This window comes from Aeromicrobium sp. (assembly GCF_047606445.1).
Lineage (GTDB): Bacteria > Actinomycetota > Actinomycetes > Propionibacteriales > Nocardioidaceae > Aeromicrobium.
The window spans coordinates 38,912-60,701 of the sequence record NZ_JASGEK010000058.1; the positions used below are offsets into that span (position 1 = coordinate 38,912).

24 protein-coding genes are annotated in these 21,790 nt (G+C 70.8%); 21 read left to right on the plus strand and 3 right to left on the minus strand.

Features of this window, described 5'->3' with window-relative positions:
- Nucleotides 1-10 precede the first annotated feature (10 nt).
- The 4 genes from mshB to QM621_RS10900 are packed head-to-tail and all read left to right on the plus strand — an operon-like array spanning nt 11 to nt 3,655.
- Complete coding sequence (gene mshB / locus QM621_RS10885) at nt 11-916, plus strand: N-acetyl-1-D-myo-inositol-2-amino-2-deoxy-alpha-D-glucopyranoside deacetylase (RefSeq protein WP_414990403.1); 906 nt, start codon at nt 11-13, stop codon at nt 914-916.
- The gene (locus tag QM621_RS10890; RefSeq protein ID WP_414990404.1) at nt 913-1,248 is read left to right on the plus strand and encodes a hypothetical protein; all 336 of its coding nucleotides are present in this window, start codon (nt 913-915) and stop codon (nt 1,246-1,248) included. The genes mshB and QM621_RS10890 overlap by 4 nt, the downstream gene beginning before the upstream one ends.
- Nucleotides 1,248-1,781, plus strand: coding sequence for a flavin reductase family protein (locus tag QM621_RS10895; RefSeq protein WP_414990405.1), 534 nt, complete (start codon nt 1,248-1,250; stop codon nt 1,779-1,781). Before QM621_RS10890 ends, QM621_RS10895 begins: the two co-directional genes overlap by 1 nt.
- Nucleotides 1,778-3,655, plus strand: coding sequence for a VanW family protein (locus QM621_RS10900; protein WP_414990406.1), 1,878 nt, complete (start codon nt 1,778-1,780; stop codon nt 3,653-3,655). Before QM621_RS10895 ends, QM621_RS10900 begins: the two co-directional genes overlap by 4 nt.
- Before the next feature lies 1 nt (nt 3,656).
- Here the strand turns inward: QM621_RS10900 and QM621_RS10905 are convergent, their stop codons facing one another.
- Nucleotides 3,657-4,436 carry a hypothetical protein gene (locus QM621_RS10905; protein ID WP_414990407.1) on the minus strand — a complete coding sequence of 260 codons (780 nt, stop codon included), beginning with the start codon at nt 4,434-4,436 and terminating at the stop codon, nt 3,657-3,659.
- A 75-nt stretch (nt 4,437-4,511) separates the two neighbouring features.
- Here QM621_RS10905 and fdxA point away from each other — a divergent pair, with 75 nt between their 5' ends.
- The 6 genes from fdxA (at nt 4,512) to QM621_RS10935 (ending at nt 9,083) form a co-directional block, all read left to right on the plus strand.
- The gene (fdxA, locus tag QM621_RS10910) at nt 4,512-4,835 is read left to right on the plus strand and encodes a ferredoxin (protein WP_414990408.1); all 324 of its coding nucleotides are present in this window, start codon (nt 4,512-4,514) and stop codon (nt 4,833-4,835) included.
- Between the two features lie 3 nt (nt 4,836-4,838).
- The gene (gene dapC / locus QM621_RS10915; protein ID WP_414990409.1) at nt 4,839-5,948 is read left to right on the plus strand and encodes a succinyldiaminopimelate transaminase; all 1,110 of its coding nucleotides are present in this window, start codon (nt 4,839-4,841) and stop codon (nt 5,946-5,948) included.
- 393 nt (nt 5,949-6,341) lie between these two features.
- The gene (locus QM621_RS10920; protein WP_414990410.1) at nt 6,342-7,088 is read left to right on the plus strand and encodes a DUF5819 family protein; all 747 of its coding nucleotides are present in this window, start codon (nt 6,342-6,344) and stop codon (nt 7,086-7,088) included.
- Nucleotides 7,088-8,149, plus strand: a complete 1,062-nt coding sequence (locus tag QM621_RS10925; RefSeq protein ID WP_414990411.1) for an HTTM domain-containing protein — start codon at nt 7,088-7,090, stop codon at nt 8,147-8,149. The genes QM621_RS10920 and QM621_RS10925 overlap by 1 nt, the downstream gene beginning before the upstream one ends.
- Before the next feature lie 116 nt (nt 8,150-8,265).
- Entirely contained in the window at nt 8,266-8,550 is a 285-nt protein-coding gene (locus tag QM621_RS10930) for a hypothetical protein (RefSeq protein ID WP_414990412.1), read from the plus strand.
- Nucleotides 8,550-9,083 (plus strand): hypothetical protein, encoded by a 534-nt coding sequence (locus QM621_RS10935; RefSeq protein ID WP_414990413.1) that lies wholly within the window; start codon nt 8,550-8,552, stop codon nt 9,081-9,083. The genes QM621_RS10930 and QM621_RS10935 overlap by 1 nt, the downstream gene beginning before the upstream one ends.
- Before the next feature lie 103 nt (nt 9,084-9,186).
- On the opposite strand, the gene QM621_RS10940 is transcribed toward QM621_RS10935, so the two are convergent.
- A complete protein-coding gene (locus QM621_RS10940) occupies nt 9,187-10,395 on the minus strand; it encodes an MFS transporter (RefSeq protein WP_414990414.1) in 1,209 nt (402 codons plus the stop codon).
- Nucleotides 10,392-12,344, minus strand: a complete 1,953-nt coding sequence (locus QM621_RS10945; protein ID WP_414990415.1) for a M13 family metallopeptidase — start codon at nt 12,342-12,344, stop codon at nt 10,392-10,394. The genes QM621_RS10940 and QM621_RS10945 overlap by 4 nt, the downstream gene beginning before the upstream one ends.
- 17 nt (nt 12,345-12,361) lie before the next feature.
- On the opposite strand from QM621_RS10945, the gene QM621_RS10950 reads away from it, so the two are divergent.
- The 11 genes from QM621_RS10950 (at nt 12,362) to hpf (ending at nt 21,740) form a co-directional block, all read left to right on the plus strand.
- Nucleotides 12,362-13,153, plus strand: coding sequence for a siderophore-interacting protein (locus QM621_RS10950; protein ID WP_414990416.1), 792 nt, complete (start codon nt 12,362-12,364; stop codon nt 13,151-13,153).
- Nucleotides 13,150-13,842 (plus strand): 2-C-methyl-D-erythritol 4-phosphate cytidylyltransferase, encoded by a 693-nt coding sequence (gene ispD / locus QM621_RS10955; RefSeq protein WP_414990417.1) that lies wholly within the window; start codon nt 13,150-13,152, stop codon nt 13,840-13,842. The genes QM621_RS10950 and ispD overlap by 4 nt, the downstream gene beginning before the upstream one ends.
- Nucleotides 13,835-14,800 carry a glycosyltransferase gene (locus QM621_RS10960; RefSeq protein WP_414990418.1) on the plus strand — a complete coding sequence of 322 codons (966 nt, stop codon included), beginning with the start codon at nt 13,835-13,837 and terminating at the stop codon, nt 14,798-14,800. The genes ispD and QM621_RS10960 overlap by 8 nt, the downstream gene beginning before the upstream one ends.
- Complete coding sequence (locus tag QM621_RS10965; RefSeq protein WP_414990419.1) at nt 14,797-15,615, plus strand: glycosyltransferase; 819 nt, start codon at nt 14,797-14,799, stop codon at nt 15,613-15,615. Before QM621_RS10960 ends, QM621_RS10965 begins: the two co-directional genes overlap by 4 nt.
- Before the next feature lie 182 nt (nt 15,616-15,797).
- Nucleotides 15,798-17,144, plus strand: a complete 1,347-nt coding sequence (locus QM621_RS10970; RefSeq protein ID WP_414990420.1) for a TrkH family potassium uptake protein — start codon at nt 15,798-15,800, stop codon at nt 17,142-17,144.
- 41 nt (nt 17,145-17,185) lie between these two features.
- Nucleotides 17,186-17,860 (plus strand): potassium channel family protein, encoded by a 675-nt coding sequence (locus tag QM621_RS10975; RefSeq protein WP_414990421.1) that lies wholly within the window; start codon nt 17,186-17,188, stop codon nt 17,858-17,860.
- 24 nt (nt 17,861-17,884) lie between these two features.
- Nucleotides 17,885-18,055, plus strand: coding sequence for a Trm112 family protein (locus QM621_RS10980; RefSeq protein WP_414990422.1), 171 nt, complete (start codon nt 17,885-17,887; stop codon nt 18,053-18,055).
- Nucleotides 18,056-18,085: 30 nt separating this feature from the next.
- Nucleotides 18,086-19,516: an adenosylhomocysteinase gene (gene ahcY / locus QM621_RS10985; RefSeq protein WP_414990423.1), complete on the plus strand. Its 1,431-nt coding sequence runs from the start codon at nt 18,086-18,088 to the stop codon at nt 19,514-19,516.
- A 31-nt stretch (nt 19,517-19,547) separates the two neighbouring features.
- Nucleotides 19,548-20,267: a winged helix-turn-helix domain-containing protein gene (locus tag QM621_RS10990; RefSeq protein WP_414990424.1), complete on the plus strand. Its 720-nt coding sequence runs from the start codon at nt 19,548-19,550 to the stop codon at nt 20,265-20,267.
- A gap of 27 nt (nt 20,268-20,294) precedes the next feature.
- The gene (locus QM621_RS10995; protein WP_414990425.1) at nt 20,295-20,996 is read left to right on the plus strand and encodes a ComF family protein; all 702 of its coding nucleotides are present in this window, start codon (nt 20,295-20,297) and stop codon (nt 20,994-20,996) included.
- A 105-nt stretch (nt 20,997-21,101) separates the two neighbouring features.
- Nucleotides 21,102-21,740, plus strand: coding sequence for a ribosome hibernation-promoting factor, HPF/YfiA family (gene hpf, locus QM621_RS11000; protein ID WP_414990426.1), 639 nt, complete (start codon nt 21,102-21,104; stop codon nt 21,738-21,740).
- The last annotated feature ends 50 nt before the right edge of the window (nt 21,741-21,790 follow it).

Here is a 21,790-nt window from a genome sequence, read left to right on the forward strand (position 1 = left end):
CCTGGTCCCCATGACCCTGCCGGAGCGACGACTGCTGCTCGTCCACGCCCACCCCGACGACGAGTCGATCAGCAACGGCGTCACCATGGCGAAGTACGTCGCCGACGGCGCCGCCGTCACCCTCGTCACCTGCACGCTCGGCGACCTCGGCGAGGTGCTCGTGCCCGAGCTCGCGCACCTGGCCGCTGACGCAGACGACGCCCTCGGCGCGCACCGCGCGGGCGAGCTGGCCGCCGCGATGGCCGAGCTGGGCGTCACCGACCACCGCGTGCTCGGCGGCCCCGGACGCTTCCGCGACTCCGGCATGAAGTGGGACGAGGACGGCAACGCCACCGCCGCCGACGAGATCGACCCCCGCTCCTTCTGGAACGCCGACCTGCTGGAGGCCGCGAACTGCCTCGTCGAGGTGATCCGCGAGACCCGTCCGCAGGTCGTCGTCACCTATGACGAGTTCGGCGGCTACGGCCACCCCGACCACGTCCAGGCCCACCGGGTGACGCACTACGCCGTCGCGCTGGCCGCCGCGCCCAGCCACCGCCGCGACCTCGGCGAGGCGTGGGACGTGCCGAAGGTCTACTGGACGGCGATGTCGGCCTCCCGCGCCCGCGAGGGCATCCGGGCCATGCGCGAGATGGGCATGGAGGCCTTCGGCGGCATGGACCCCGAGAACCTCCCGCCGTTCATGGTCGAGGACGAGGACCTCGACGCGGTCGTCGAGTCGGCCGAGCACGTCGACGCGAAACTCGCCGCGATGCGCGCGCACGCCACCCAGATCACCGCCGACGGCGAGTTCTTCGCGATGGGCCTCGACCTCGCCAAGCTGGTCTGGGCCACCGAGCACTATCGCCTCGTCAAGGGCGTCCGCGGCCCGGTGGGCGCGTCCGGCCTGGAGGAGGACCTGTTCGCCGGGCTGTGATCCGCGGGCTCTGGGCGCTCGCGGGTCTCGTGCTCGGCGTGTTGGGGGCGCTCGCGCATCGGCACGACGTCCACGCGGTCGGCCTCGACCTGCCCTGGGGGATCGTGGTGGCGGTGGCGCCGTTGGTCCCGGTCGCGCTCGTCGCCGACCGCGCGGTGTCGGCGGGCAGCGCGGCGGTGCTGATCGGCTGGGGGCTGATGGTGGCGCTGCAAGGCTCGATCTCGCCGGGCGACTATCTGGTCGCGAACGACCTGGTGAGCTGGGCGTTCCTCGGGCTCGGCCTAGGGTGCCTCGGCGGTGTCGTGTTAGGGAACTCTAAACTGAGAAGGTGATGAGAGACGTGGTCGACGATACGGCTTTCCGGGGGGCGTTGGGTCGTTTCGCCAGCGGCGTCACGGTGGTCAGCACCGTGGTCGACGGCGTCGACCACGCGATGACGGCCAGCGCGTTCACCTCCGTCTCGATGAACCCGCCCCAGGTGCTCGTCTGCGCCCACAAGGTGAGCCGGTTCCACGACGCCGTGCTGGAGTCCGGCGTGTGGGGCGTGTCGGTCCTGGCCGAGGCGGCGCAGGAGGCCTCCGCGTGGTTCGCGTGGCGGGGCCGGCCCCTCGACGGTCAGATCGAACGCTTCGCCCATCATCGCGGCGACACCGGCGTCATGCTGCTCGACGACGGCCTCGCCTGGCTGGAGTGCCGCACCGCGGCCGTGCACGACGGCGGCGACCACTCGATCCTCGTCGGCGACGTCCTCGCCGCCCGTGTCCACGAATTCGAGGACACTCCCTTGTTGTACTACCGCTCGCACTACGGGACGATCATGCGGTCGGACGCGTCTGAGAAGACCTATCGCCAAGGAGAACGATGACCAGCGACAGCGACGATCCGTCGACCCCGTCGCCTGAGTCGGCCCCCGACGAGACGGTCGTCGCCGAGGAGGCCGCCGACGACCTCCCGCCGGTCGACCTGCCGCCGCCCCCGCCCGGCGCGCCGTCCCCGGACGGTTCCGCAGGCGACGACGAGCCGAAGAAGCGTCACTGGAAGCGGTGGGCACTGGCCGCGGCGGTCGTCGTGCTCGGCGGCCTCTACGTCGGCGGCTACTTCCTCAGCGGCTCCCGGCTGCCCGCCGACACCACCATAGGCGGCGTCGACGTCGGCGGTCTCAGCCCGGCCAAGGCCGAGTCGAAGCTGGAGAAGGAGCTGGGGCCGCGTGAGAACCAAGAGCTCACCTTGGTCTTCGAGGAGTCCGAGTTCGTCCACCCGGCCCAGGACATGGGTCTGGCGCTCGACACGGAGGGGTCGGTCGACGCGGCGGGCGGCGAGCGGACCTGGAATCCGGTCGCGATGGTCCGCTCGATCTTCGGCGGAGGCGACCACCGTCCCGAGCTGACGGTCGACGAGGCCGCCTTCGGCTCCGCGCACGACGCGGTGGCGCAGTCGGTCGACGTCCCGGTGACCGAGGCGCTCATCACCTTCCCCGAGGCCCAGCCGACGCCGACGCAGCCCGCCGACGGGCGCAAGGTCACCACCGAGGGACTGCTCGAGGCGATCCGTGACGTCTACCTGGTCGGCGACGAGCCGGTCCAGATCCCCGTCCAGGTCGTCGAGCCGGCCGTCGACGCGGCCGGACTGGAGCAGGCGATGGCCGACATCGCCGCGCCCGCGGTGAGCGCGCCGATCCAACTGCAGGTCGGCGACCAGACCATGGAACTGCCGGTCATGGCCTACGCCCCCGCCCTGCAAGTGCGGGTCGAGGACGGCGCCATGGCCCCCTACATCGACCCGGAGATCCTCGCCGACCCGCTCGCCGACGCGACCGCCAGCCTCGGCGATCCGCCGAAGGACGCCACGATCGACATCGTCGACGGCGCGCCCGTCATCACCGAGGGCGAGCCCGGCACCGGCCTGCACCCGGAGGAGACCGCCACGGCGCTGCTGCCCGTGCTCACCGCGGTCGGCGCCGAGCGGGTGCTGGCGACCGAGGCGACGACGGTCGAGCCGAAGCTGACCGCCGAGGACATCGGGGCGCTGGGCATCACCGAGAAGGTCAGTGAGTTCTCCACCTACTACCCGCACGCCGAGTACCGCAACGTCAACCAGGGCCGCGCCGCGGAGCTGGTCGACGGCTACCTGCTGTTGCCTGGCGAGACGTTCAGCTTCAACGACACCGTCGGCGAGCGCACCGAGGCCAACGGCTTCACCAGCGGCGCGGTCATCAACGGCGGCCAGTTCCGCAACGAGACCGGCGGCGGGGTGTCGCAGGTGGTGACCACGCTCTACAACGCGGCCTTCTTCGCCGGCCTTGACGACGACGAGCACCACCCGCACATGTTCTACATCGACCGCTATCCGGTCGGCCGGGAGGCGACGGTGTACTACGGCTCGCTCGACCTGCGCTTCACCAATCCGACCGACCACGGCGTCCTCGTCAAGGCGTGGGTCAACAAGAGCACGCCGGGCGGACGGGGCGAGATGCACGTCGAGATGTGGAGCACGAAGATCTGGGACATCGAGGCGAGCGAGTCGCCGCGCCGCAATTTCCGCAGCGGCGGCACCCGGTACGACACCAGCGCCGCCTGCGTCTCGCAGTCGCCGATCCAGGGCTTCGACATCGACATCGTCCGCACGTTCAAGCAGAACGGCGAGGTCGTCAAGACCGAGACCGACACGGCAGTCTACCAGGCGGCCGACCACGTGATCTGTGGTCCGCCGCCGGGGGAGACGCCGCAGCCGACGGGCTGACTCACACCGACGTCAGGTAGGCCAGGTCGTGATGGTCGAGGAAGCCGAGCACGCGCCAGGGCGACTCGTCGTCGGCCGGGTCGAGGCGGGCGTGGGCTTTGTCCGCGCCCGCCTCGACCGCCCAGCCGAGGCAGGCGGCGAGCAGGGCCTCGTCGTCGGCGGTGACACCCGCCCACTCGCCGGTGACCACGACGGTCGCGGTAGCGTCGCCGCGCCGGAGGGTCGCGCGTCCGGGCGCCTCGACGCTCACCCCGGCGTCGACCGGCCAGCGGCGGTCGAGCTGTGCGACGAGCACGCGGGTCCGGTCGCCGACGGGCCGCCAGCCGAACTCGCCCGCCTGTCGTTCCAGCGCGCTCCCGGCCTCCACCTCGACCAGCGGCGGCAGACCGCGGGCGGCGTAGAAGTCGCGGGCGGCCGCGAGGAGTCGCTCGTCGACCGACTCCAGCGCCAGCGCGGAGTTGAGCCGGGGGCCGGCGCCGGGCGTGTGGCGCAGTTCCCAGCCGTCGAGGGGGAGGGACTCCTCGGCCGGCCAGGCGCGCTGCGCGATCCGGCGGATCAGGTCGACGGGCGCGGCGGTGGCGCGCCGGGTGCGCAGCGGCCGGTCCGGAACGACCCGCAGGATCAGCACGGCGTCGGGGTCGACGGTCGCGAGCGTGCCGTCGCGGCGCTCCAGCCGGAGCAGCGGATCGACGGCGAGCACCCGTCCGACGACGTCGCTCGCCGCCCCGTCCGAGGTGCGGAAACGCACGCTGATCCGACGTCCGACGAGCTGGGTGTCCATGAGGTGAACCTAACGTGCCGGGACGCCTGATCTGCGGCGATACTGGTAGACGGCCCACTCGAAGGAGACAGAGCAGTGACGTATGTGATCGCCCAGCCGTGCGTGGACGTGAAGGATCGCGCGTGCGTCGACGAGTGTCCCGTGGACTGCATCTACGAGGGCAAGCGCATGCTCTACATCCATCCCGACGAGTGCGTCGACTGCGGCGCCTGCGAGCCGGTCTGCCCGCCCGAGGCCATCTTCTACGAGGACGACACCCCGGAGGAGTGGGCGGACTACTACGACGCCAACGTGAACTTCTTCGACGAGCTGGGCTCGCCCGGCGGCGCGGCGAAGATGGGCGTCATCGAGCGCGACCACCCGATGATCGAGGCGCTCCCGCCGCAGAACCAGGACTGATCCATGGGCCGGGTGTCGCAGCGTTTCCCGGATTTCCCGTGGGACACGATCGCCGGGGCGAAGGCCCGCGCGAGCGCCCACCCGGGCGGCATCGTCGACCTGTCGGTCGGCACGCCGGTCGACCCGGCCCCCGCGCTGGCGCGGCAGGCGCTGGCCGGCGCCGCCGACGCGCACGGCTACCCGACGGTCGCCGGCCCGGAGGCGGTGCGGCAGTCGATCGTCGACTGGCTGGGGCGGGCGACCGGCGCGACGGGCCTGACCGCCGACCACGTCCTGATGACGGTCGGCTCCAAGGAGCTGATCGGGAACCTGCCGCTCCAGCTGGGCCTGGGCGCGGGCGACCTGGTGGTCTTCCCGGAGCTGGCCTATCCGACCTACGAGGTGGGCGCCCGGTACGCGGGCTGCGAGGTGCTGGCCACCGACTCGACGGTCGCGGTGGGGCCGCGCCGTCCGTCCCTGTTCTATCTGAACTCCCCGGCGAATCCGAGTGGCAAGATCCTCGGGGTCGAGCATGCGCGCAAGGTGGTCGAGTGGGCGCGCGAGCGGGGCACGCTGCTGGTCTCCGACGAGTGCTATCTCGACTTCGCGTGGGACGAGCCAGCCGTCTCGGTGCTGCACCCGGACGTCTGCGGCGGCGACACGACGGGTCTGCTGGCGGTGTTCTCGGCGTCGAAGCGGTCGAATCTGGCCGGCTATCGCGGCTCGTTCGTCGCGGGCGATCCGGCGGTGGTGGCCGAGCTGCTGGCGGTGCGCAAACATCTGGGCTTCATGGTCCCGACGCCGGTGCAGCAGGCGCTCGCCGCGACCCTCGCCGACGACGCGCACGTGGCCGAGCAGCGCGAACGGTACGACCGCCGCCGCACGGTGCTGCGCGAGGCGTTGGAGCGGGCCGGTTTCCGGATCGACCACTCGCAGGGCTCGCTCTACCTGTGGGCACGGCGTCAAACAGAGCGGGGAGACGAGCCGTGCCGCGACACCGTGGACTGGCTGTCCGAGCGCGGCATCCTCGTCGCCCCCGGCGACTTCTACGGCCCGGCCGGCTCCCACCACGTCCGCGTCGCCTTCACCGCCACCGACGAGCGCATCGCCGCCGCCGCCGACCGCCTCGCTTGAATGCGTTCCTGGACTCTTTCGGGGCTCGGGCGCCGGGTGCCCTTCGCGCCCTCCGGGAGGTCGAAAATCGGCATTTTCGAGTCAAGGAGCATGCTGGCCCGCCTCCGGCGGACGAATGGATCCAGGATGGTCCGCGCCTGCCTGTCATCCTCGGACGAGACGGCATTGTCACGCTCGGCCGCCGCCACTTCTCGTTCGTCCGGCCGCGCCACGTTGCCTCAATTAACCGTTCGGTGAGGGATGTGTGTCGTAGCGACGACCCCAGGTGTGGCGGCACGGCCTGAGGTCCGCAGACTCTTGTCCGGGTGAGTCACGTGGTGAATGTGCGGGCGCTGGCGAGCGTCACACGTTTCGTGGCCGTTTCCTCGCGGTCGCTGAACTAGGATGACGGGCGTGTCTGCCTCCGCTCCTGCTCCCTCGGTCGCCCGGTGGCAGAGCGGCGTGATGTTGACGGTGGCCGCTGCGGTGGTGGTCCACTCGGCCATCGTCGGGCTCTGGCTCAGCCCGACCAGCCCCATCCGGGAGTCGATCGGCGACGACAAGCTCGCGTCCTACGTCAACCCGTACTTCCGGCAGGACCCGATGGCGATGGACCCGGCCATGCAGCGGGCTGACGAGGCGATGCGGGTCCGGGCCAAGGTGCTCACGCGAGAGGGCGAGGAGATCGCGACCGACTGGATCGACGTGACGGAGGTGCAGATGGCCGACATGGGGCTGTTCGCCTCGCGGGCGTCGCTCTCGGCGCGTTCCCTGGCCACGAACCTCAACGTCGCGGTCGTGCCGCTTCCCGGCGAGGCCAAAGACGTGGTGGCGCAGGACCTGCCCGACGCTGAGATCGAGACGCGTATGCGGGAGCTTCAGGCGGCGGGAGCGACGCCGTACACCACGAGGGTGCTGTTCGCGAACTGGTCGATGGCGGCACGGTTCGCGACGCTTTTCGTCGGCGCCGCCGAGGACGGGACCGTCGAGCAGGTGCAGATCAAGGTCGGTCTGCGACGGGTGCCGCCTTACGATGAGCGGCACGACACGAAGCTCGCCGACGTGGATTTCGACTGGGTGACGCTGGGATGGCGTGAGGCGCAGGCGGGCAACCCGCAGGCGCAGCGTGGATTCGACGACTATGTGGACGGACGGCTCTGATGCGTGACGCGTGGTGGATCGCGGTCGATGTGCTCGCGCAGGCGCGGGAGGCGTGCGAACGGTGGCTCTTCGGCCAGCGGCACGCGCTGACGGCGCTGGCGCTGTGTCGCATCCTTCTGGGGTCGGCGGTGTTCCTGACGCTGGCGGTCAACTTCTCCGAGCGGTCGCTGTGGGTCGGCAACGGCTCGATCTGGGCCGAACCAGCGCGTGACGCCACCGCTTTCCCGGAGCTGTGGCTCGTCCGCAACGCCACCGACGGCGTCGTCACCGTCGTCTACGCCGTCACGGTGTTCTTCTCACTGGCGCTCGTCTTCGGCTGGTACACGAAGGTCGCCAACGCGATGACCTTCGTCGGTTTCGTCGCCATCGCCGGTCAGAACCCGATGATCGGCGCGTCCAGCGACAATGCGGTGCGTCTGGCGCTGCTGTGGCTGTTGCTCACCGCCTGTGGGGAGCGCTGCTCGCTCGACAGCCGTCGCAAGGAGCTCAAGATCGCGATGGCCGGCGGCGGGCAGCGTGTCCGCGACGCTTACGAGGCGCTGCCCAAGTGGCTCGGCGTCAGTCTGCACAACATCGGCGTGCTGGGCCTGGCGGTGCAGACGGTGTTGCTCTACACGACGGCCGGCTTCGACAAGATCGCCCGCTCCGCGTGGCGCTCTGGCGAGGCGCTCTACTACACGACGCAGCTGCCCGAGTTCCGGCCCTTCCCGGCGATCTCCGACGCCGTCTCGTCGAGTTCGGTCGTGCTCGCACTGCTGACCTACGCCGTCCTGCTGACCCAGCTGTTCTTCGCTCCGCTCATGCTGACCCGGCCCTCGCGGGTGATCGCGGTGACCGTCGCGCTGATCGTGAACATCTTCTTCGCCGTCGTCTTCGGTTCGGTGACCGCCTCGCTGGCGATCATGGCGGTGACCTTCGTGGTCTTCCCCGACGACTTGTTGGAGGAGCGGATCGACTGGCTCGCCGAGATCATGGAGCCGGTCGTCGCGTGGTGGGACGACGTGTGGTTCAAAATCACCGAGCCTTGGTACGACTTCACCGACCGCTTCCGTCGGGGCTGACGTACCGCCCGACTGAACGCTTTCCTGGCTTGATGCCGAGGAGCCGCCTCAGAATGGACCGAGGCGACGACCGACGAAGGGAAGTGCTTCTGATGACGATTTGGCACACTGCTGTCATGCCCGCCATCTCTGATGAGGACGCGACACAGATCCGTGACCGGATCATGCGTCTGACGGCTGGGCCGATCAGCACGCAGGACGTGACCGTGACCCAGGGCGACGGGCCGGACGGCGAAGGAGTCGTGGTGACGGTCAGGATCCAGGACGACGGCGTCGGCGACATGTTCGATCCTGAGTCGTTCTTCGTGATCCGCCATGAGGCGCGCGCCATCGTTTATGAGGTTATCGGAGACAAGCATCGCTTCAGAGTGAGCTACACGGCCGATCCCGAGGGGCGCTGATGTCCTCCAGCCGCTTGATCGAATCCGACCAGCTGTTAGACCTCGCCGATGGTTTGATCGCCGAGTCGGAGAGCGACGAGCGCACAATCGATGCTCAGTTGAGACGAGCAGCCAGCACCGCTTACTACGCGGCCTTCCATCGTTGGGCTCGTCATGCGGCATGGCGGTTGCTGGGAGAGCACACATGGACCGAGAACCATACGCTTGTTTCCCGCTGGGTGAGCCACACGGATTTGTTGGCTCTTGCGAGTGCTGTGAGCGGACAAGGCAATGTCGCGCTGCGACGAGTGTTGGAGGGCTCCGATCCGCAGTTGCGGGGTGCCGCTGAGGATTTCATCGATTTGCAGGCCACTCGCCATGACGCCGACTACAACAACGGTTGGGAGGGATCGCGTCGTTTCGTCGTGTCGTGCGTCGTGGTCGCTCGAGGGGTTGTCGAGGTCTCTGACGAGTTGTACGCCGAAGGCGAGCCGAGTTATCAGCGTTTCCTCGGGTTGGCGCTCGGCGGGGTGAAGGTCGCCAAGAGCCGCTGAGAGCGCGTGGCTCTCACACTTCGTGGGCGGTGCGGGGGAGTTGGCTGTAAAGGGGCCGTCGATATCCAGGCTCCCTTCGAGGCTCGTCGTTCCTCCTCGCGCCTCAGGGTACGGGCGTGCGGCGGGTGGTGAGGACCAAGACCAGGACGGGGAGGGTGAGCAGGCCGGCGGCGATGTTGAGGGTGGGGAAGTCGCGCCACGCCATCATCAGCCCCGACAGCAGGCCGCCGCTGGCCCCGGCGAGGTTCATCGTCAAGTCCGAGACGCCCTGCACGGCCGGGCGCGCCGAGGACTCCACCGAGGTGGTCAGCAGCGCCGCCCCGGCGATCACCGACATCGACCAGCCCACGCCCAACAGGATCAGGCCGAGCATGGTCTGCGGCTCGGAGTGGCCCGAGGAGCCGGACACGGCCACCGCCGCGATCAGCACCAGCTGGCCCAGCACGATCACCGTCGGCGCGCCGACCTTGTCGCTCAGCCAGCCGAACACCGGCGACAGCGCGAACATGCCCGTGATGTGCAGGCTGATCGTCAGACCGATCAGCTCCAACTCCGAGCCGTGGTCGTGCATGTGCACCGGCGTCAGCGACATCACGCCGACCATCACCGCGTGCGAGGCGGCGATGGCGATGACGGCGGTCAGCGCCGGGCCGCGCAGGTGCGGCCACGGAGAGACGCGCTCGCGCTCCGGCTCGTCGCCGCGTCGGGTCAGCGGATCCGGACGGACCAGGGCGAAGGTCAGCAGGCCCGCCAACGCGAACGACACCGCCGTGAACACCAGCGGCCCGGCCAACGGCTCGATGCCGAGTGTCTCGGCCACCCGGGCGCCGGGCTGGGTGAGGTTCGGCCCGGACACCGCGCCGATCGTCGTCGCCCACACCACGATCGACAGCGAGCGACCCACCGTGCTCGGCTCGGCCCGGTCGGCCGCCGCGAAGCGCGACTGCAGGTTGGCGGCCGTGCTCGCGCCGAACATCAACAGGCCGAGCAGCGCCACCGGCAGCGAGTCCTGCTCCGCGCCGAGAATCGTCACCAGCGCGCCGGCCGCGCCGACGAGCCAGCCCGCCGTCAGCGCCGGACGACGGCCCGAGCGCATCGCCCAGCGGGCCAGCGGCACCGTCGACAGCGCCGCGCCGAGGGTCAGCATGACCGTCGCCATGCCCGCCCAGCCCGACGACCCGCTGACCTCCTTGATCAGCAGCGCGCCGATGGCTAAGCCCGCGCCGTTGCCGATGCCGCCGATCACCTGGACCGCCGCCAGCGAGGCGACCAGCCGGGTCTGCGGGTAGGCGGCCTGCTCCGGCGCGCTCATGACGACCAGATGGTGACGCGCTGCTCCGGGTCGAGCCACAGGGCGTCGTCGGAGGTCACGCCGAACGCCTCGTAGAAGGCGTCGATATTGCGGACCACCTGATTGCAGCGGAACTCCGGCGGCGAGTGCGGGTCGACGGTCAGCCGGCGCACCGTCTCGGCCGGACGCACCTTCGACTGCCAGGCCTGCGCCCACGAGATGAAGAAGCGCTGGTCGGGCGTGAGGCCGTCGATCAGCTCCTCGCCCGGCTCGGTCATGCGGAAGGCCCGGTAGGCGATGCTCAAGCCGCCCAGGTCGCCGATGTTCTCGCCGATCGTCAGCGCGCCGTTGACGCATCCGCCGTCCGCGCCCTCCGGGCTCAGCGCGTCGTACTGCTCGATCAGCGCGGCGGTCTGTTGCTCGAAGGCCTCCCGGTCGGCGTCGGTCCACCAGTTCGACAGCGCTCCCGTGCCGTCGAACTGCGATCCCTGGTCGTCGAAGCCGTGGCCGATTTCGTGGCCGATCACCGCGCCGATGGCGCCGTAGTTGACCGCGTCGTCGGCGCCGGCGTGGAAGAACGGCGGCTGCAGGATGGCCGCCGGGAAGACGATCTCGTTCATCGTCGGGTTGTAGTAGGCGTTGACCGTCTGCGGCGTCATGTACCACTCGTCGCGATTGATCGGAGAACCGATCTTGGCCAGCTCGCGCGCGGTCTCGACCGCCATCGACCGGCGGGCGTTGCCGAGCAGGTCGGTCGGGTCGGTCTCCAGCGCGGAGTAGTCCTTGAACTCCTCCGGGTGGCCGATCTTCGGGGTGAACGCGTCGAGTTTCTCCAGCGCGCGGGCTTTCGTCTCCTCGCCCATCCACGGCAGTTCGGCGATCGACTGGCGGTAGGCCTCGATGAGGTTCGCGATCAGCTCGTCCATGCGCTCGCGCGACGTCGCCGGATACTCGGTGCGCACGTAGATCTCGCCGACCGCCTCGCCCATCGCGCCCTCGACGAAGGACACCGCGCGCTTCCAGCGGGGACGCAGCTCGTCGGTGCCGCTGAGCGTGCGGCCGTAGAAGGCGAAGTTCTCCTCGACCAGGTCGTTCGACAGGTACGGCGCGGAGGCGTGCACGACCTGCCAGCGGAGCCAGTCGAGCCAAGACGGCAGCAGCTCCTCGGTCAGCAGCTCGTTCAGACCGGCCAGATAGGACGGCTGCGACACGACCGACTCGGCCAGCACGGCGGGCTCGATGTCGCCCGCGGCGAGCCAGGCGGTCAGGTCGAAGGCGGGCAGCGCCTCGGCCAGTTCGGCGTAGGTGTGCAGGTTGTAGGTCTTCTGCGCGTCCCGGCAGGCCACCCGGTCCCAGTGGCAGGCGGCGACCTTCGTCTCCAGGTCGAGCACCCGTGCGGCGCGGGCCTCGGCGTCGTCCACCCCGGCCAGCGTCAGCAGGCTCGCCACATGGGCGACGTAGGCCTCGCGGATCTCGGCGAACTCGTCCTCGCGGTAGTACGACTCGTCGGGCAGGCTGATCCCGGACTGCACGATGTGCGCGAGATAGCGGTCGGGCCGGCCGCGGTCGGGCGCGATGTAGAGGCCCAGCACGCCGCGCGTCCCGGTCTTCTCCAAGGAGCCGAGCAGACGGGTGAAGCCCGCGATGTCGGCCACCTCGTCGATCCGGTCGAGGTCGGGGCGCAGCGGCGACGCGCCCAACGCCTCGACCCGCTCGGTGTCCATGAAGGACGCGTAGAGGTCGCCGATCTTGCGCTCGTTCTCGTCGTCGGCGTTCTCCGCGGCCGCCTCGATGATGGCGCGCACCTTCTTCTCGGCCTCGTCCACGAGGGTCACGAAGGAGCCTGCGGTGGCGCGGTCCGGCGCGATCTCGGCCGAGGCCAGCCAGCGTCCGTTGACGTGGCGGAACAGATCGTCGGCGACCCGGACCTCCGGGTCGAGTTGTGCGAGGTCGATGCCCGGGGAAGTCACCTCGTTAGGCTACAGGCGTGTCGCGCATCCCCTTGACCCGATGGACCGTCGTCCGGGCCGTCGATCTGACGCGGTCCATGCGGCGTCTCGTGCTGACCTCGGACGACTTCGACGCGTTCGTCGAACGGTGGAACGGCGACACCGACGCCTACGTCAAACTCGCCTTCGTCACGGGCGGTTCCGACGAGCCGGTGCTGCGGACCTACACGGTGCGCCGCTTCGACCGGGAGAGCCGTCAGATCTGGATCGACTTCGTCGTGCACGGCGACGAGGGGCTGGCCGGACCGTGGGCGCGCGCGGCCGAGCCCGGCGCGACCATCGACCTGCGCGGACCCGGCAGCGGCTACCGGCCCGATCCCGAGGCCGACCACCATCTGTTCGTCGGCGACGAGGCGGGCTGGCCGGCTGTCGCGGCGAGCCTGGAGGCGCTGCACGCCGGCGCCCGTGCCACGGCGTTCGTCGAGGTGGACGGGTCCGGCGACGAGCAGGACGTCGAGACCGCCGCCGACGTCGACCTGCGCTGGCTGCGCCGCGCTCCGGCCGCCGCCGGGACCACCTCCTTGCTCGACGAGGCCGTGCGCGCCTGGGCCTGGCCCGAGGGCCGGGTGCGGGTCTTCGTGCACGGCGAGTCGGCGCTGCTCAAAACCGTCCGTCCCTATGTGAAGGAGCGGGGTGTGGAGCGCGCCGACCTGTCGGTGTCGGCGTACTGGCGGCGCGGTGTGACCGAGGAGGGCTTCCGGGCCTGGAAGGCCGAGCAGCGCGCCGCCGGCGACCCCGTGGTCGTCCGTCCTGAACAGGGCGACGCATGACCGTCCACGCCCTCGTGCTGGCCGGCGGGGTGGGGGAGCGCTTCGGCTCCGGCCAGCCCAAACAGCTCAGCCTGCTCGCCGGGCGCAGCGTGCTCGCGCACTCCGTCGCGGCGTTCGCCGACTCTCCGCTGATCGATCAGGTCGTCATCGTCACCGGGGAGGGCAGCCGCGCCGAGGCCGAGCGGATCGCGCAGGGCGAGCCGAAGGTCGCCGCGGTGGTCGCTGGCGGAGCGACGCGCGCCGAGAGCACACGTCAGGGGCTCGCGGCCGTCCCCGACGACGAGGACGCCCTCGTGCTGGTACACGACGCCGCCCGTCCGCTGGTCTCCGCCGAGGTCATCGCGCGCGTGGTGGCGGCGCTGGACGACTATGACGCGGTGACGGTCGGCGTGGACTGCGTCGACACGACCGTCGAGGTCGACGCCGGGGGCCGGATCGTGGCGACCCCCGACCGCGCCCGGCTGCGCCGCGTGCAGACTCCCCAGGGCTTCCGCGCCGGGTTGCTGCGCCGCGCGCACGCCGCAGTCGCCGCGGCTCACACCGACGACTGCTCGGTGGTGCGCGCGGCCTTCCCCGAGACGCCGATCCTGGTCGTGCCAGGCGACGAGGACAACCTCAAGATCACCCGCGCGGGCGACCTCGCCGTGGCCGAACGCGTGCTTCAACGGAGGGAGGCGGCTCATGTCTGAACGGGTCGTCGCGGTCGTCGTGTCCTACAACCGAGGGCCGCTGTTGGCCGAGACGCTCGACGCGCTCGCCGCCCAGACGCTGCCGCTGGCGGCGGTCGTGGTGGTCGACAACGCCTCCACCGACGGCTCGGCCGAGGTCGCCGACCGCCCGGACGTCCACCTCGTCCGGCTGAGCGCCAACACCGGCGGCGCGGGCGGTTTCGCCACCGCGATGGCCGTCGCCCTCGCCGACCACGACCCCGACTGGATCTGGGTGATGGACGACGACGTGGTGCCCGAGCCGGCCGCGGCCGAGGCGCTGCTCGCGGCCACCCGCGCGCCCGGTCCGACCGTCGACGCGGTGTGCTCCAAAGCCGTCTGGACCGACGGCTCGGAGCATCCGATGAACACCCCGCGCCCCTGGGTGCTCGCCACCGGCGCGCAGAAGGCGCTCGCGGCGTCGGCCGGCGCGACGGCGGTGCGGTCGCTGTCGTTCGTCTCGTCGATGTACCGGGCGTCGTCGGTGCGCGAGCGGGGTCTGCCGATCGCCGACTACTTCATCTGGAACGACGACTTCGAGTACTCCACGCGCATCGTGCGCGGCGGCATCGGCCTCGCGGTCGCCGACAGCGTCGTGCTGCACAAGACGAAGGCGCTCGCCGATTCCGACGCCGATCCGGGGCCGCGCTTCTACTACGAGGTGCGCAACAAGCTGTGGGTGTTCACGCGTTCCAGAAGTCTCGCCGTCCATGAGAAGCTGTTGTTCGCCCTGGCGACGCTGCGCCGCTGGTGGCGCGCGGCCCGCACCTCCAGCGACCCCGAGGTGATCCGCGACGGCCGACGTCGCGGTTGGCGCGACGCCCGGGCGGCCGGGCCGCGTCCCAACCGGGAGGCGCTCGACGGCGTCGGCGTGCCGGAGCGCGCGCTGGCCGTGATCGCCGAGCTCGACCTCGCCCAACGTCGGTGGGAGCGGCGATGACCGTCCCGTTCACGGTGCTCATGTCCTACTACGACGGCGACGACGCCGGGCAGCTCGCCGAGGCGTTCGACAGTGTCACCGCCGGTCAGGAGCTGCCGCCCGACGAGGTGGTCCTCGTGCGCGACGGTCCCGTCGGCGAGGTGTTGGCGGCCCGGGTCGAGCGCATGATCGACGCCTCGTCCGTGCCGGTGCGCCATGTGGTCTTGGAGCGCAACGGGGGTCTGTCGGCGGCGCTCACCGCAGGCCTGGCCGAGGCGAGCCACGACGTCGTCGCGCGCATGGACGCCGACGACGTCAGCACGCCGGACCGCTTCGCCCGCCAGATCCCGCTGATCGCCGACGGCTACGACATCGTCGGCTCGGCGCTGGTGGAGTTCGGCGACGGGGTCGCCGAACAGGTGCGTCCGGTGCCGGTCGGTCAGGAGCAGATCGTCCGGCAGGCGCGCTCCCGCTCGCCCTTCCAGCATCCGAGCGTCGTCTACCGGGCCTCGGCGGTGCGCGAGGCGGGCGGCTACGAGGAACTGCCGCTGATGGAGGACTACTGGCTGTGGGCGCGCATGCTGCACGGCGGCGCCCGCGCGGAGAATCTGCCCGAGCCGCTGCTGCGCTACCGGGTCGACGACGGGGCCTACAGCCGTCGCGGCGGCCTGCGGCTGCTGCGCTCGGAACTGGTCTTGCAGGGCCGGATGCGCCGCCTCGGCTTCGTGTCCACCGGCCAGTGGCTGCGCAACGTCGCGATCCGCGCGCCCTACCGCCTCGTCCCCGAGTCGGTCCGCCGACTGGCCTATCGCGCGGTGTTCGTCCGCAAAGGCTGATCCCGGCCCACCGACCCCCTGAGGCGGTGAGTTGTCCACCTTTGCCGCAAGGTCGGTGGCTCATCCACGCTATGAGCGTCGATAACGTGGACAGCGCACCGACGGATGGTGAAACGTGGATAACTCACCGCCTTGGCGGGAACGGGCCGCGGGGGAGGAGGTGGCGGGTGTAGCGTCGGCCTGTGTCCCGTTTGGCCCTCCCGGCCGCCATCGCGCATCCGGTCCGGCTCCTGCCGCTGAGCTTCCTCGCGCTCATCCTGCTGGGGACCGGTCTGCTGCTGTTGCCGTTCGCACGGTCCGGCGTGGACTCGCCGGACTTCATGGCGGCCTTCTTCACCGCGACCTCGGCGGTCACCGTCACCGGCCTGGCGACCGTCGACACGGCGGCCTACTGGTCTCCGGCCGGGCAGGGCATCATCGTCGCGCTGGCCCAGATCGGCGGCCTCGGCATCGTCGCGCTCGCCACGGTGCTGGGCCTGTTCATCGGCGGACGGCTAGGCCTGCGCACCCGCCTCGTGGCCCAGACCGATATGCACGTGGTCAGCCTCGGCGAGGTGCGTCCGCTGTTCCGTCGCGTCGGAACGGTGATGCTGAGCTTCGAGGCGGTCATCGCGTTGGCGCTCACCCTGCGCTACCGCGGCGAGTACTTCGACAGCTGGGGAACCGCGCTGTGGCACGGCGTGTTCGACGCGGTCATGGCCTTCAACAACGCCGGGTTCTCCCTGCACCCCGACAGCCTCACCGGCTATGCCGGGGACTGGCTGGTGGTCCTGCCGATCTGCGTCGGCGTGTTCTTCGGCGCGGTCGGCTTCCCGGTGCTCGCCGAGCTGTTCCAGGGCTGGCGGCGCCCGAGCCGTTGGACGATCCACACCCGGCTGACGGTGTGGGGCTCCATCGGCCTGTTCGTCATCGGCGTCGCGGGCTTCCTGCTGCTGGAGTGGAACAACGACGGCACGCTCGCCCCGATGCCCTGGGACCACCGGCTGCTGACCGGCGTCGAGAGCGGCGTGATGACCCGCTCAGGCGGTTTCAACAGCTTCGACTGGGGCGCGGTGACGCCGGAGACGCTGAGCTTCGCCACCGTCTCGATGTTCATCGGCGGCGGCAGCGCGTCCACGGCCGGCGGCATCAAGATCACCACCTTCCTGCTGCTGGCCTACGTCGTGCTCGCGGAGCTGCGCGGCGACCCGCAGGTCACCATCGGGTCGCGGGCCATCGGGCCGCAGGTGGTCCGCACCGCCCTGACGATCGCGCTGATCGCGGTCATGCTGGTCACCGGATCGACCTGGGCGCTCATGCTGGCGTCCGGGGCGCCCTTCGAGCAGTCGCTGTTCGAGGTCACCTCCGCCTTCGGCACCGTCGGCCTCAGCACCGGCCTCACCCCGACGCTGGACGTCGGGTCGCAGCTGGTGCTGATCGTCTTGATGTTCATCGGCCGGGTCGGCACCATCACCGCCGCTTCGGCCTTCGTCCTGCGGCGCCGCGCGCCGCGCTACACGCTGCCCGAAGAGCAGCCCATCATCGGTTAAGCCGAGTATCGGTTAGAACGAGTATCGGATCAGGAGACGTCATGGCCAGGAGCAAGGACACCTCGCCCACCGCCCCCGTCGTGGTGCTGGGACTGGGCCGTTTCGGCCTCGCTGTGGCGCGGTCGCTGGTGCAGCTCGGACACGACGTGCTCGCCGTCGACGAGCGGGCCGAGATCGTGCAGAAGCACGCCGCCGACTTCACCCATGTGGTCGCCGCCGACACCACCGACACCGAGGCGCTGCGGCAGATCGGCGTCGAGCAGTTCGAGATCGCCGTCGTCGGCATCGGCACCGACATCGAGGCCAGCGTGCTCACCGTGCTCGGCCTGCTCGACCTCGGCGTCCACGAGGTGTGGGCCAAGGCGATCAGCGGCAAGCACGCGGCGATCCTCGAACGCGTCGGCGCCACCCACGTCATCCGTCCGGAGTCGCAGATGGGCAAACGCGTCGCCCACCTCGTCACCGGCACGATGACCGACTTCATCGAGTTCGACGACGGCTTCGCGATCGCCCGCACCCGCGCGCCGGAGTGCGCGGAGAACCGCACGCTGACCGAGGCGAACCTGCGACGGCGCTTCGGCGTGACCATCGTGGGGGTCAAGACGCGCGGCGAGGACTTCACCTACGCGCGCCCCGAGACGTGGGTCACCGTCGGCGACGAGCTGATCGTCTCCGGCCCGACGTCCAAGGTCGAGGCCTTCTGCGCGCTCAGCTGAGCGGGACGGGGCTAGAGTGATCGCATGCTCGTCGACCCCGGACTGTTGGAGATCCTCGTCTGCCCCGCCTGCCGGGACCGCCTCTTCGTCGACGCCGACGCCCGTGAGCTGGTCTGCCAGGCGTGTCGGCTGGCGTACCCGGTGACCGACGACGGCATCCCCGCGATGCTCGCCCACGAGGCCCGCGCGCTCTGATCCAGGCCGTGTCGTCTTACGATGGCCGTTATGGATTTCAACGTCGCCGACCTGTCGCTGGCCGAGTTCGGCCGCAAGGAGATCTCCCTCGCGGAGCACGAGATGCCGGGCCTGATGGCCATGCGCGACCGGTTCGCCGACGCCCGGCCGTTGGCGGGCGCGCGCATCGCCGGCTCGCTGCACATGACCGTCCAGACGGCGGTGCTGATCGAGACGCTCGCCGCGCTGGGCGCCGACATCCGCTGGGCCACCTGCAACATCTTCTCCACCCAGGACCACGCCGCCGCGGCCGTCGTCGTCGGCCCGGACGGCACGCCCGAGGCCCCGCAGGGCGTCCCGGTGTTCGCGTGGAAGGGTGAGACGCTCGCCGAGTACTGGGACGAGGCCGAGAAGGTCTTCGCCTTCGGAGACGGGCTCGGCCCGAACGTGCTGCTCGACGACGGCGGCGACATCACCCTGCTGCTGCACCAGGGCGTCGAGTTCGAGAAGGCCGGCGCCGTGCCGGGCCAGGACACCACCGACAACGAGGAGTACAAGGAGGTGCTGCGCGTCCTCGCCCGCTCGCTGGAGAACGATCCGCAGCGCTGGACCCGTATCGCCGCGGGCGTCAAGGGCGTCTCGGAGGAGACCACCACCGGCGTGCTGCGCCTGTACGAGCGTTTCAAGGACGGCTCGCTGCTGTTCCCGGCGATCAACGTCAACGACTCGGTCACCAAGAGCAAGTTCGACAACAAGTACGGCTGCCGTCACTCGCTGATCGACGGCATCAACCGCGCCACCGACGTCATGATCGGCGGCAAGGTCGCGGTCGTGTGCGGCTACGGCGACGTCGGCAAGGGCTGCGCCGAGTCGCTGCGCGGCCAGGGCGCCCGCGTCATCGTCACCGAGATCGACCCGATCTGCGCGCTCCAGGCGGCCATGGACGGCTACGAGGTCAAGCGGCTGGAGTCGGTCGTCGAGCTCGCCGACATCTTCGTCACCACCACCGGCAACTTCGACATCATCCGCGTCGAGCACTTCGAGAAGATGAAGCACCAGGCGATCGTCGGCAACATCGGCCACTTCGACAACGAGATCGACATGGCCGGCCTGGCCAAGATCCCCGGCGTCGTCAAGGACGAGATCAAGCCCCAGGTCCACCAGTGGATCTTCCCCGACGGCAAGAAGGTCATCGTCTTGTCGGAGGGCCGTCTGCTCAACCTCGGCAACGCCACCGGCCACCCGTCGTTCGTGATGAGCAACTCCTTCACCAACCAGGTGCTGGCGCAGATCGAGCTGTTCACGAAGGCCGATCAGTACGAGCTCGGCGTGCACGTGCTGCCCAAGCACCTCGACGAGGAGGTCGCCCGCCTGCACCTCGACGCGCTCGGCGTCGAGCTGACCGAGCTCACCCAGGAGCAGGCCGACTACCTCGGCGTCGACGTCGCGGGTCCGTACAAGCCGGACCACTACCGCTACTGAGGCCCATGGCGGTGCCGGGTCGAGGTCGCGCATGAGTCCCCGCCGCTCCCGCCGCGACCGTGTGCTCGTCGTCGACGCGGACGTCGCTCTCACCGAACACCTCGGGTCGGTGTTCGGGGCGGCGGGGCTCAGCACTTTGGCGTGTCATCGCGGCGACTTGGCCCCGGCCGCGGTGGAGGCGTACCGGCCCGATCTCGTGCTGCTGGAGATGACGCTGCCGGGCCTGGGCGGGCTGTCGGTGTGCGGGCGGGTCCGGGCGGCCTCCTCGGTGCCGGTCGTCTTCGTGACCGAGCGGTCGGCCACCGAGGACGTGGTCGCCGGGCTCGACGCCGGCGCCGACGACTACGTCGTCAAGCCGGTCCCGGACGCCGAGCTGCTGGCGCGGGTGCGCGCCCGGCTGCGCGGCCCCCATCAGCCGGCCGAGCCGCTGCGCTGCGGCGATCTCGTGGTCGACCCGGCCGCGCACACGGTCTCGCGAGGGGACAGGAGCCTCGACCTGACGCCGCTGGAGTTCGACCTGCTCGCCTGCCTGCTGAGCGAGCCGGATCGGGTCTTCACCCGCGAGGAGCTGTTGCGCCGCGTGTGGGGCTACCACCATGCGGGCGACACCAAGCTCGTCAACGTCCATGTCACACGGCTGCGCTCCAAGATCGAGGACGACGCCGACGACCCGCGCGTCATCCGCACCGTCCGCGGCGTCGGCTACCAGGCGATCCCGTCACCAGAGGCTGTGGACAGACCGCTGGCGTGATCGGGGCCGACGGGCCATGCTCGCGGCATGGGCGAGTGGAAGGCGTGGGCGTCGGCGGCGGCCGACCTGGTGGTCGGCGCCGACTGCGCCGGGTGCGGCGCTCCCGGGCTCGACTGGTGCGCCGACTGCGCCCGGTCCTGCGCGCCCCGGCCACGCCTGCTGTCGTCGCGTCCCGGCTTGCCGCCTGCCGTCGCCGCGACCGACAACGACGGCCCGATGGCGCGGGTGGTGGTCGCGTGGAAAGACCAGGGACGCGCGCGCCTGACCGCCCCGCTCGGACATGCGCTCGCCTGCGCCTGCCTGCCGCTGGCGCCGACCGGCCGCGTGGCGCTGGTCCCGGTGCCGACCGACCGGGCGCAGATACGGCGGCGGGGGGCCGACCCCGTCGCGGAGCTGACCTGTTCGGCGGTCCGTGTGCTGACGCGGGCGGACGTCGACGCGCTCGCGCTGCCGCTGTTACGCCGCGCCCGGTCGACCCGCGACCAGGCGGGCTTGAGCGCCGCCGCGCGCCGCCGCAACGTCGCCGGGGCCTTCCAAGCGCGGCCGGACGCCCTCGAGCGCTGTCTCGCGCGCGGTGTCGGCACGGTGCTCGTGGTCGACGACGTGCTCACGACCGGCGCCTCCGCGGCCGAGGCGGTCCGCGCCCTGCGTGCGGCGAGGGTGCGGGCGGCGGGCGTCGCGGTGGTCGCGGACACGCCGCCGCCGGGCCGTCGGGGCGCGCCCGCCTGAGCGGAACACAAAAATCGCCGCGCGCCCCCTTCCCCTCGGACCCCTGACGGGTCTACGGTCTCGGTATGGCATGAAGGCTCATCCACACACGCGGGAGGTCACCCCATGGAAATCGTCGTCACGGGTCGCAACAGTGAGATCTCGGACAGGTTCCGCGAGCGGGTCCACGAGAAGCTCCAGCGCATCGGCAAGTTCGACAGCCGTCAGCGCATCAACCGTGTCGATGTGGAGGTGACCCACGAGAAGAACCCCCGCCAGCACGACCGCGCCGCCCGCGTCGAGCTGACCGTCCGCTCGAAGGGCCCGGTGATCCGCGCCGAGGCCTGCGCCGGCGACCAGGCCTCGGCCCTCGACGCCGCCGTCGACAAGCTGCACACGCGGCTGCGCCGCGCGGTGGACCGCCGCCGCATCCACCACGGGCAGCACAACCCGACCTCGCTGGCCGAGGCCACCGCCGACGCCCCCGAGGAGCTGATCGCCGAGGTCGTCCCGTCGGCCGACGCCGCTCCCGAGCCGGCCCCGCCGGTGCGGATCGAGGGCGACGGTCCCATGGTCGTGCGCGAGAAGACGCACACGGCCCCGGCGATGACGCTCGACCAGGCGCTCTACGAGATGGAGCTCGTCGGCCACGACTTCTACCTGTTCGTCGAGAAGGACTCGATGCAGCCCAGCGTCGTCTACCGGCGTCAGGGCTACGACTACGGCGTCATCCATCTCGTCACCGACGGGGAGGTCGCCGGCTGACACCCGCCCGGGACGCGCGCGTCGTCGCGGCGGGCATGGCATGATGCGGA

Excerpts from the sequence above, each read along its gene's own strand:
- hpf (WP_414990426.1), top strand. The coding sequence starts at position 21,102 with ATGGAAATCGTCGTCACGGGTCGCAACAGTGAGATCTCGGACAGGTTC.
- QM621_RS10980 (WP_414990422.1), top strand. The coding sequence starts at position 17,885 with ATGCTCGTCGACCCCGGACTGTTGGAGATCCTCGTCTGCCCCGCCTGC.
- QM621_RS10995 (WP_414990425.1), top strand. The coding sequence starts at position 20,295 with ATGGGCGAGTGGAAGGCGTGGGCGTCGGCGGCGGCCGACCTGGTGGTC.
- QM621_RS10925 (WP_414990411.1), top strand. The coding sequence starts at position 7,088 with ATGCGTGACGCGTGGTGGATCGCGGTCGATGTGCTCGCGCAGGCGCGG.
- QM621_RS10905 (WP_414990407.1), bottom strand. The coding sequence starts at position 4,436 with ATGGACACCCAGCTCGTCGGACGTCGGATCAGCGTGCGTTTCCGCACC.
- ahcY (WP_414990423.1), top strand. The coding sequence starts at position 18,086 with ATGGATTTCAACGTCGCCGACCTGTCGCTGGCCGAGTTCGGCCGCAAG.
- QM621_RS10935 (WP_414990413.1), top strand. The coding sequence starts at position 8,550 with ATGTCCTCCAGCCGCTTGATCGAATCCGACCAGCTGTTAGACCTCGCC.
- mshB (WP_414990403.1), top strand. The coding sequence starts at position 11 with ATGACCCTGCCGGAGCGACGACTGCTGCTCGTCCACGCCCACCCCGAC.
- QM621_RS10960 (WP_414990418.1), top strand. The coding sequence starts at position 13,835 with ATGTCTGAACGGGTCGTCGCGGTCGTCGTGTCCTACAACCGAGGGCCG.
- QM621_RS10975 (WP_414990421.1), top strand. The coding sequence starts at position 17,186 with ATGGCCAGGAGCAAGGACACCTCGCCCACCGCCCCCGTCGTGGTGCTG.
- QM621_RS10930 (WP_414990412.1), top strand. The coding sequence starts at position 8,266 with ATGCCCGCCATCTCTGATGAGGACGCGACACAGATCCGTGACCGGATC.
- QM621_RS10940 (WP_414990414.1), bottom strand. The coding sequence starts at position 10,395 with ATGAGCGCGCCGGAGCAGGCCGCCTACCCGCAGACCCGGCTGGTCGCC.
- dapC (WP_414990409.1), top strand. The coding sequence starts at position 4,839 with ATGGGCCGGGTGTCGCAGCGTTTCCCGGATTTCCCGTGGGACACGATC.
- ispD (WP_414990417.1), top strand. The coding sequence starts at position 13,150 with ATGACCGTCCACGCCCTCGTGCTGGCCGGCGGGGTGGGGGAGCGCTTC.
- QM621_RS10895 (WP_414990405.1), top strand. The coding sequence starts at position 1,248 with ATGAGAGACGTGGTCGACGATACGGCTTTCCGGGGGGCGTTGGGTCGT.
- QM621_RS10900 (WP_414990406.1), top strand. The coding sequence starts at position 1,778 with ATGACCAGCGACAGCGACGATCCGTCGACCCCGTCGCCTGAGTCGGCC.
- QM621_RS10965 (WP_414990419.1), top strand. The coding sequence starts at position 14,797 with ATGACCGTCCCGTTCACGGTGCTCATGTCCTACTACGACGGCGACGAC.
- QM621_RS10990 (WP_414990424.1), top strand. The coding sequence starts at position 19,548 with ATGAGTCCCCGCCGCTCCCGCCGCGACCGTGTGCTCGTCGTCGACGCG.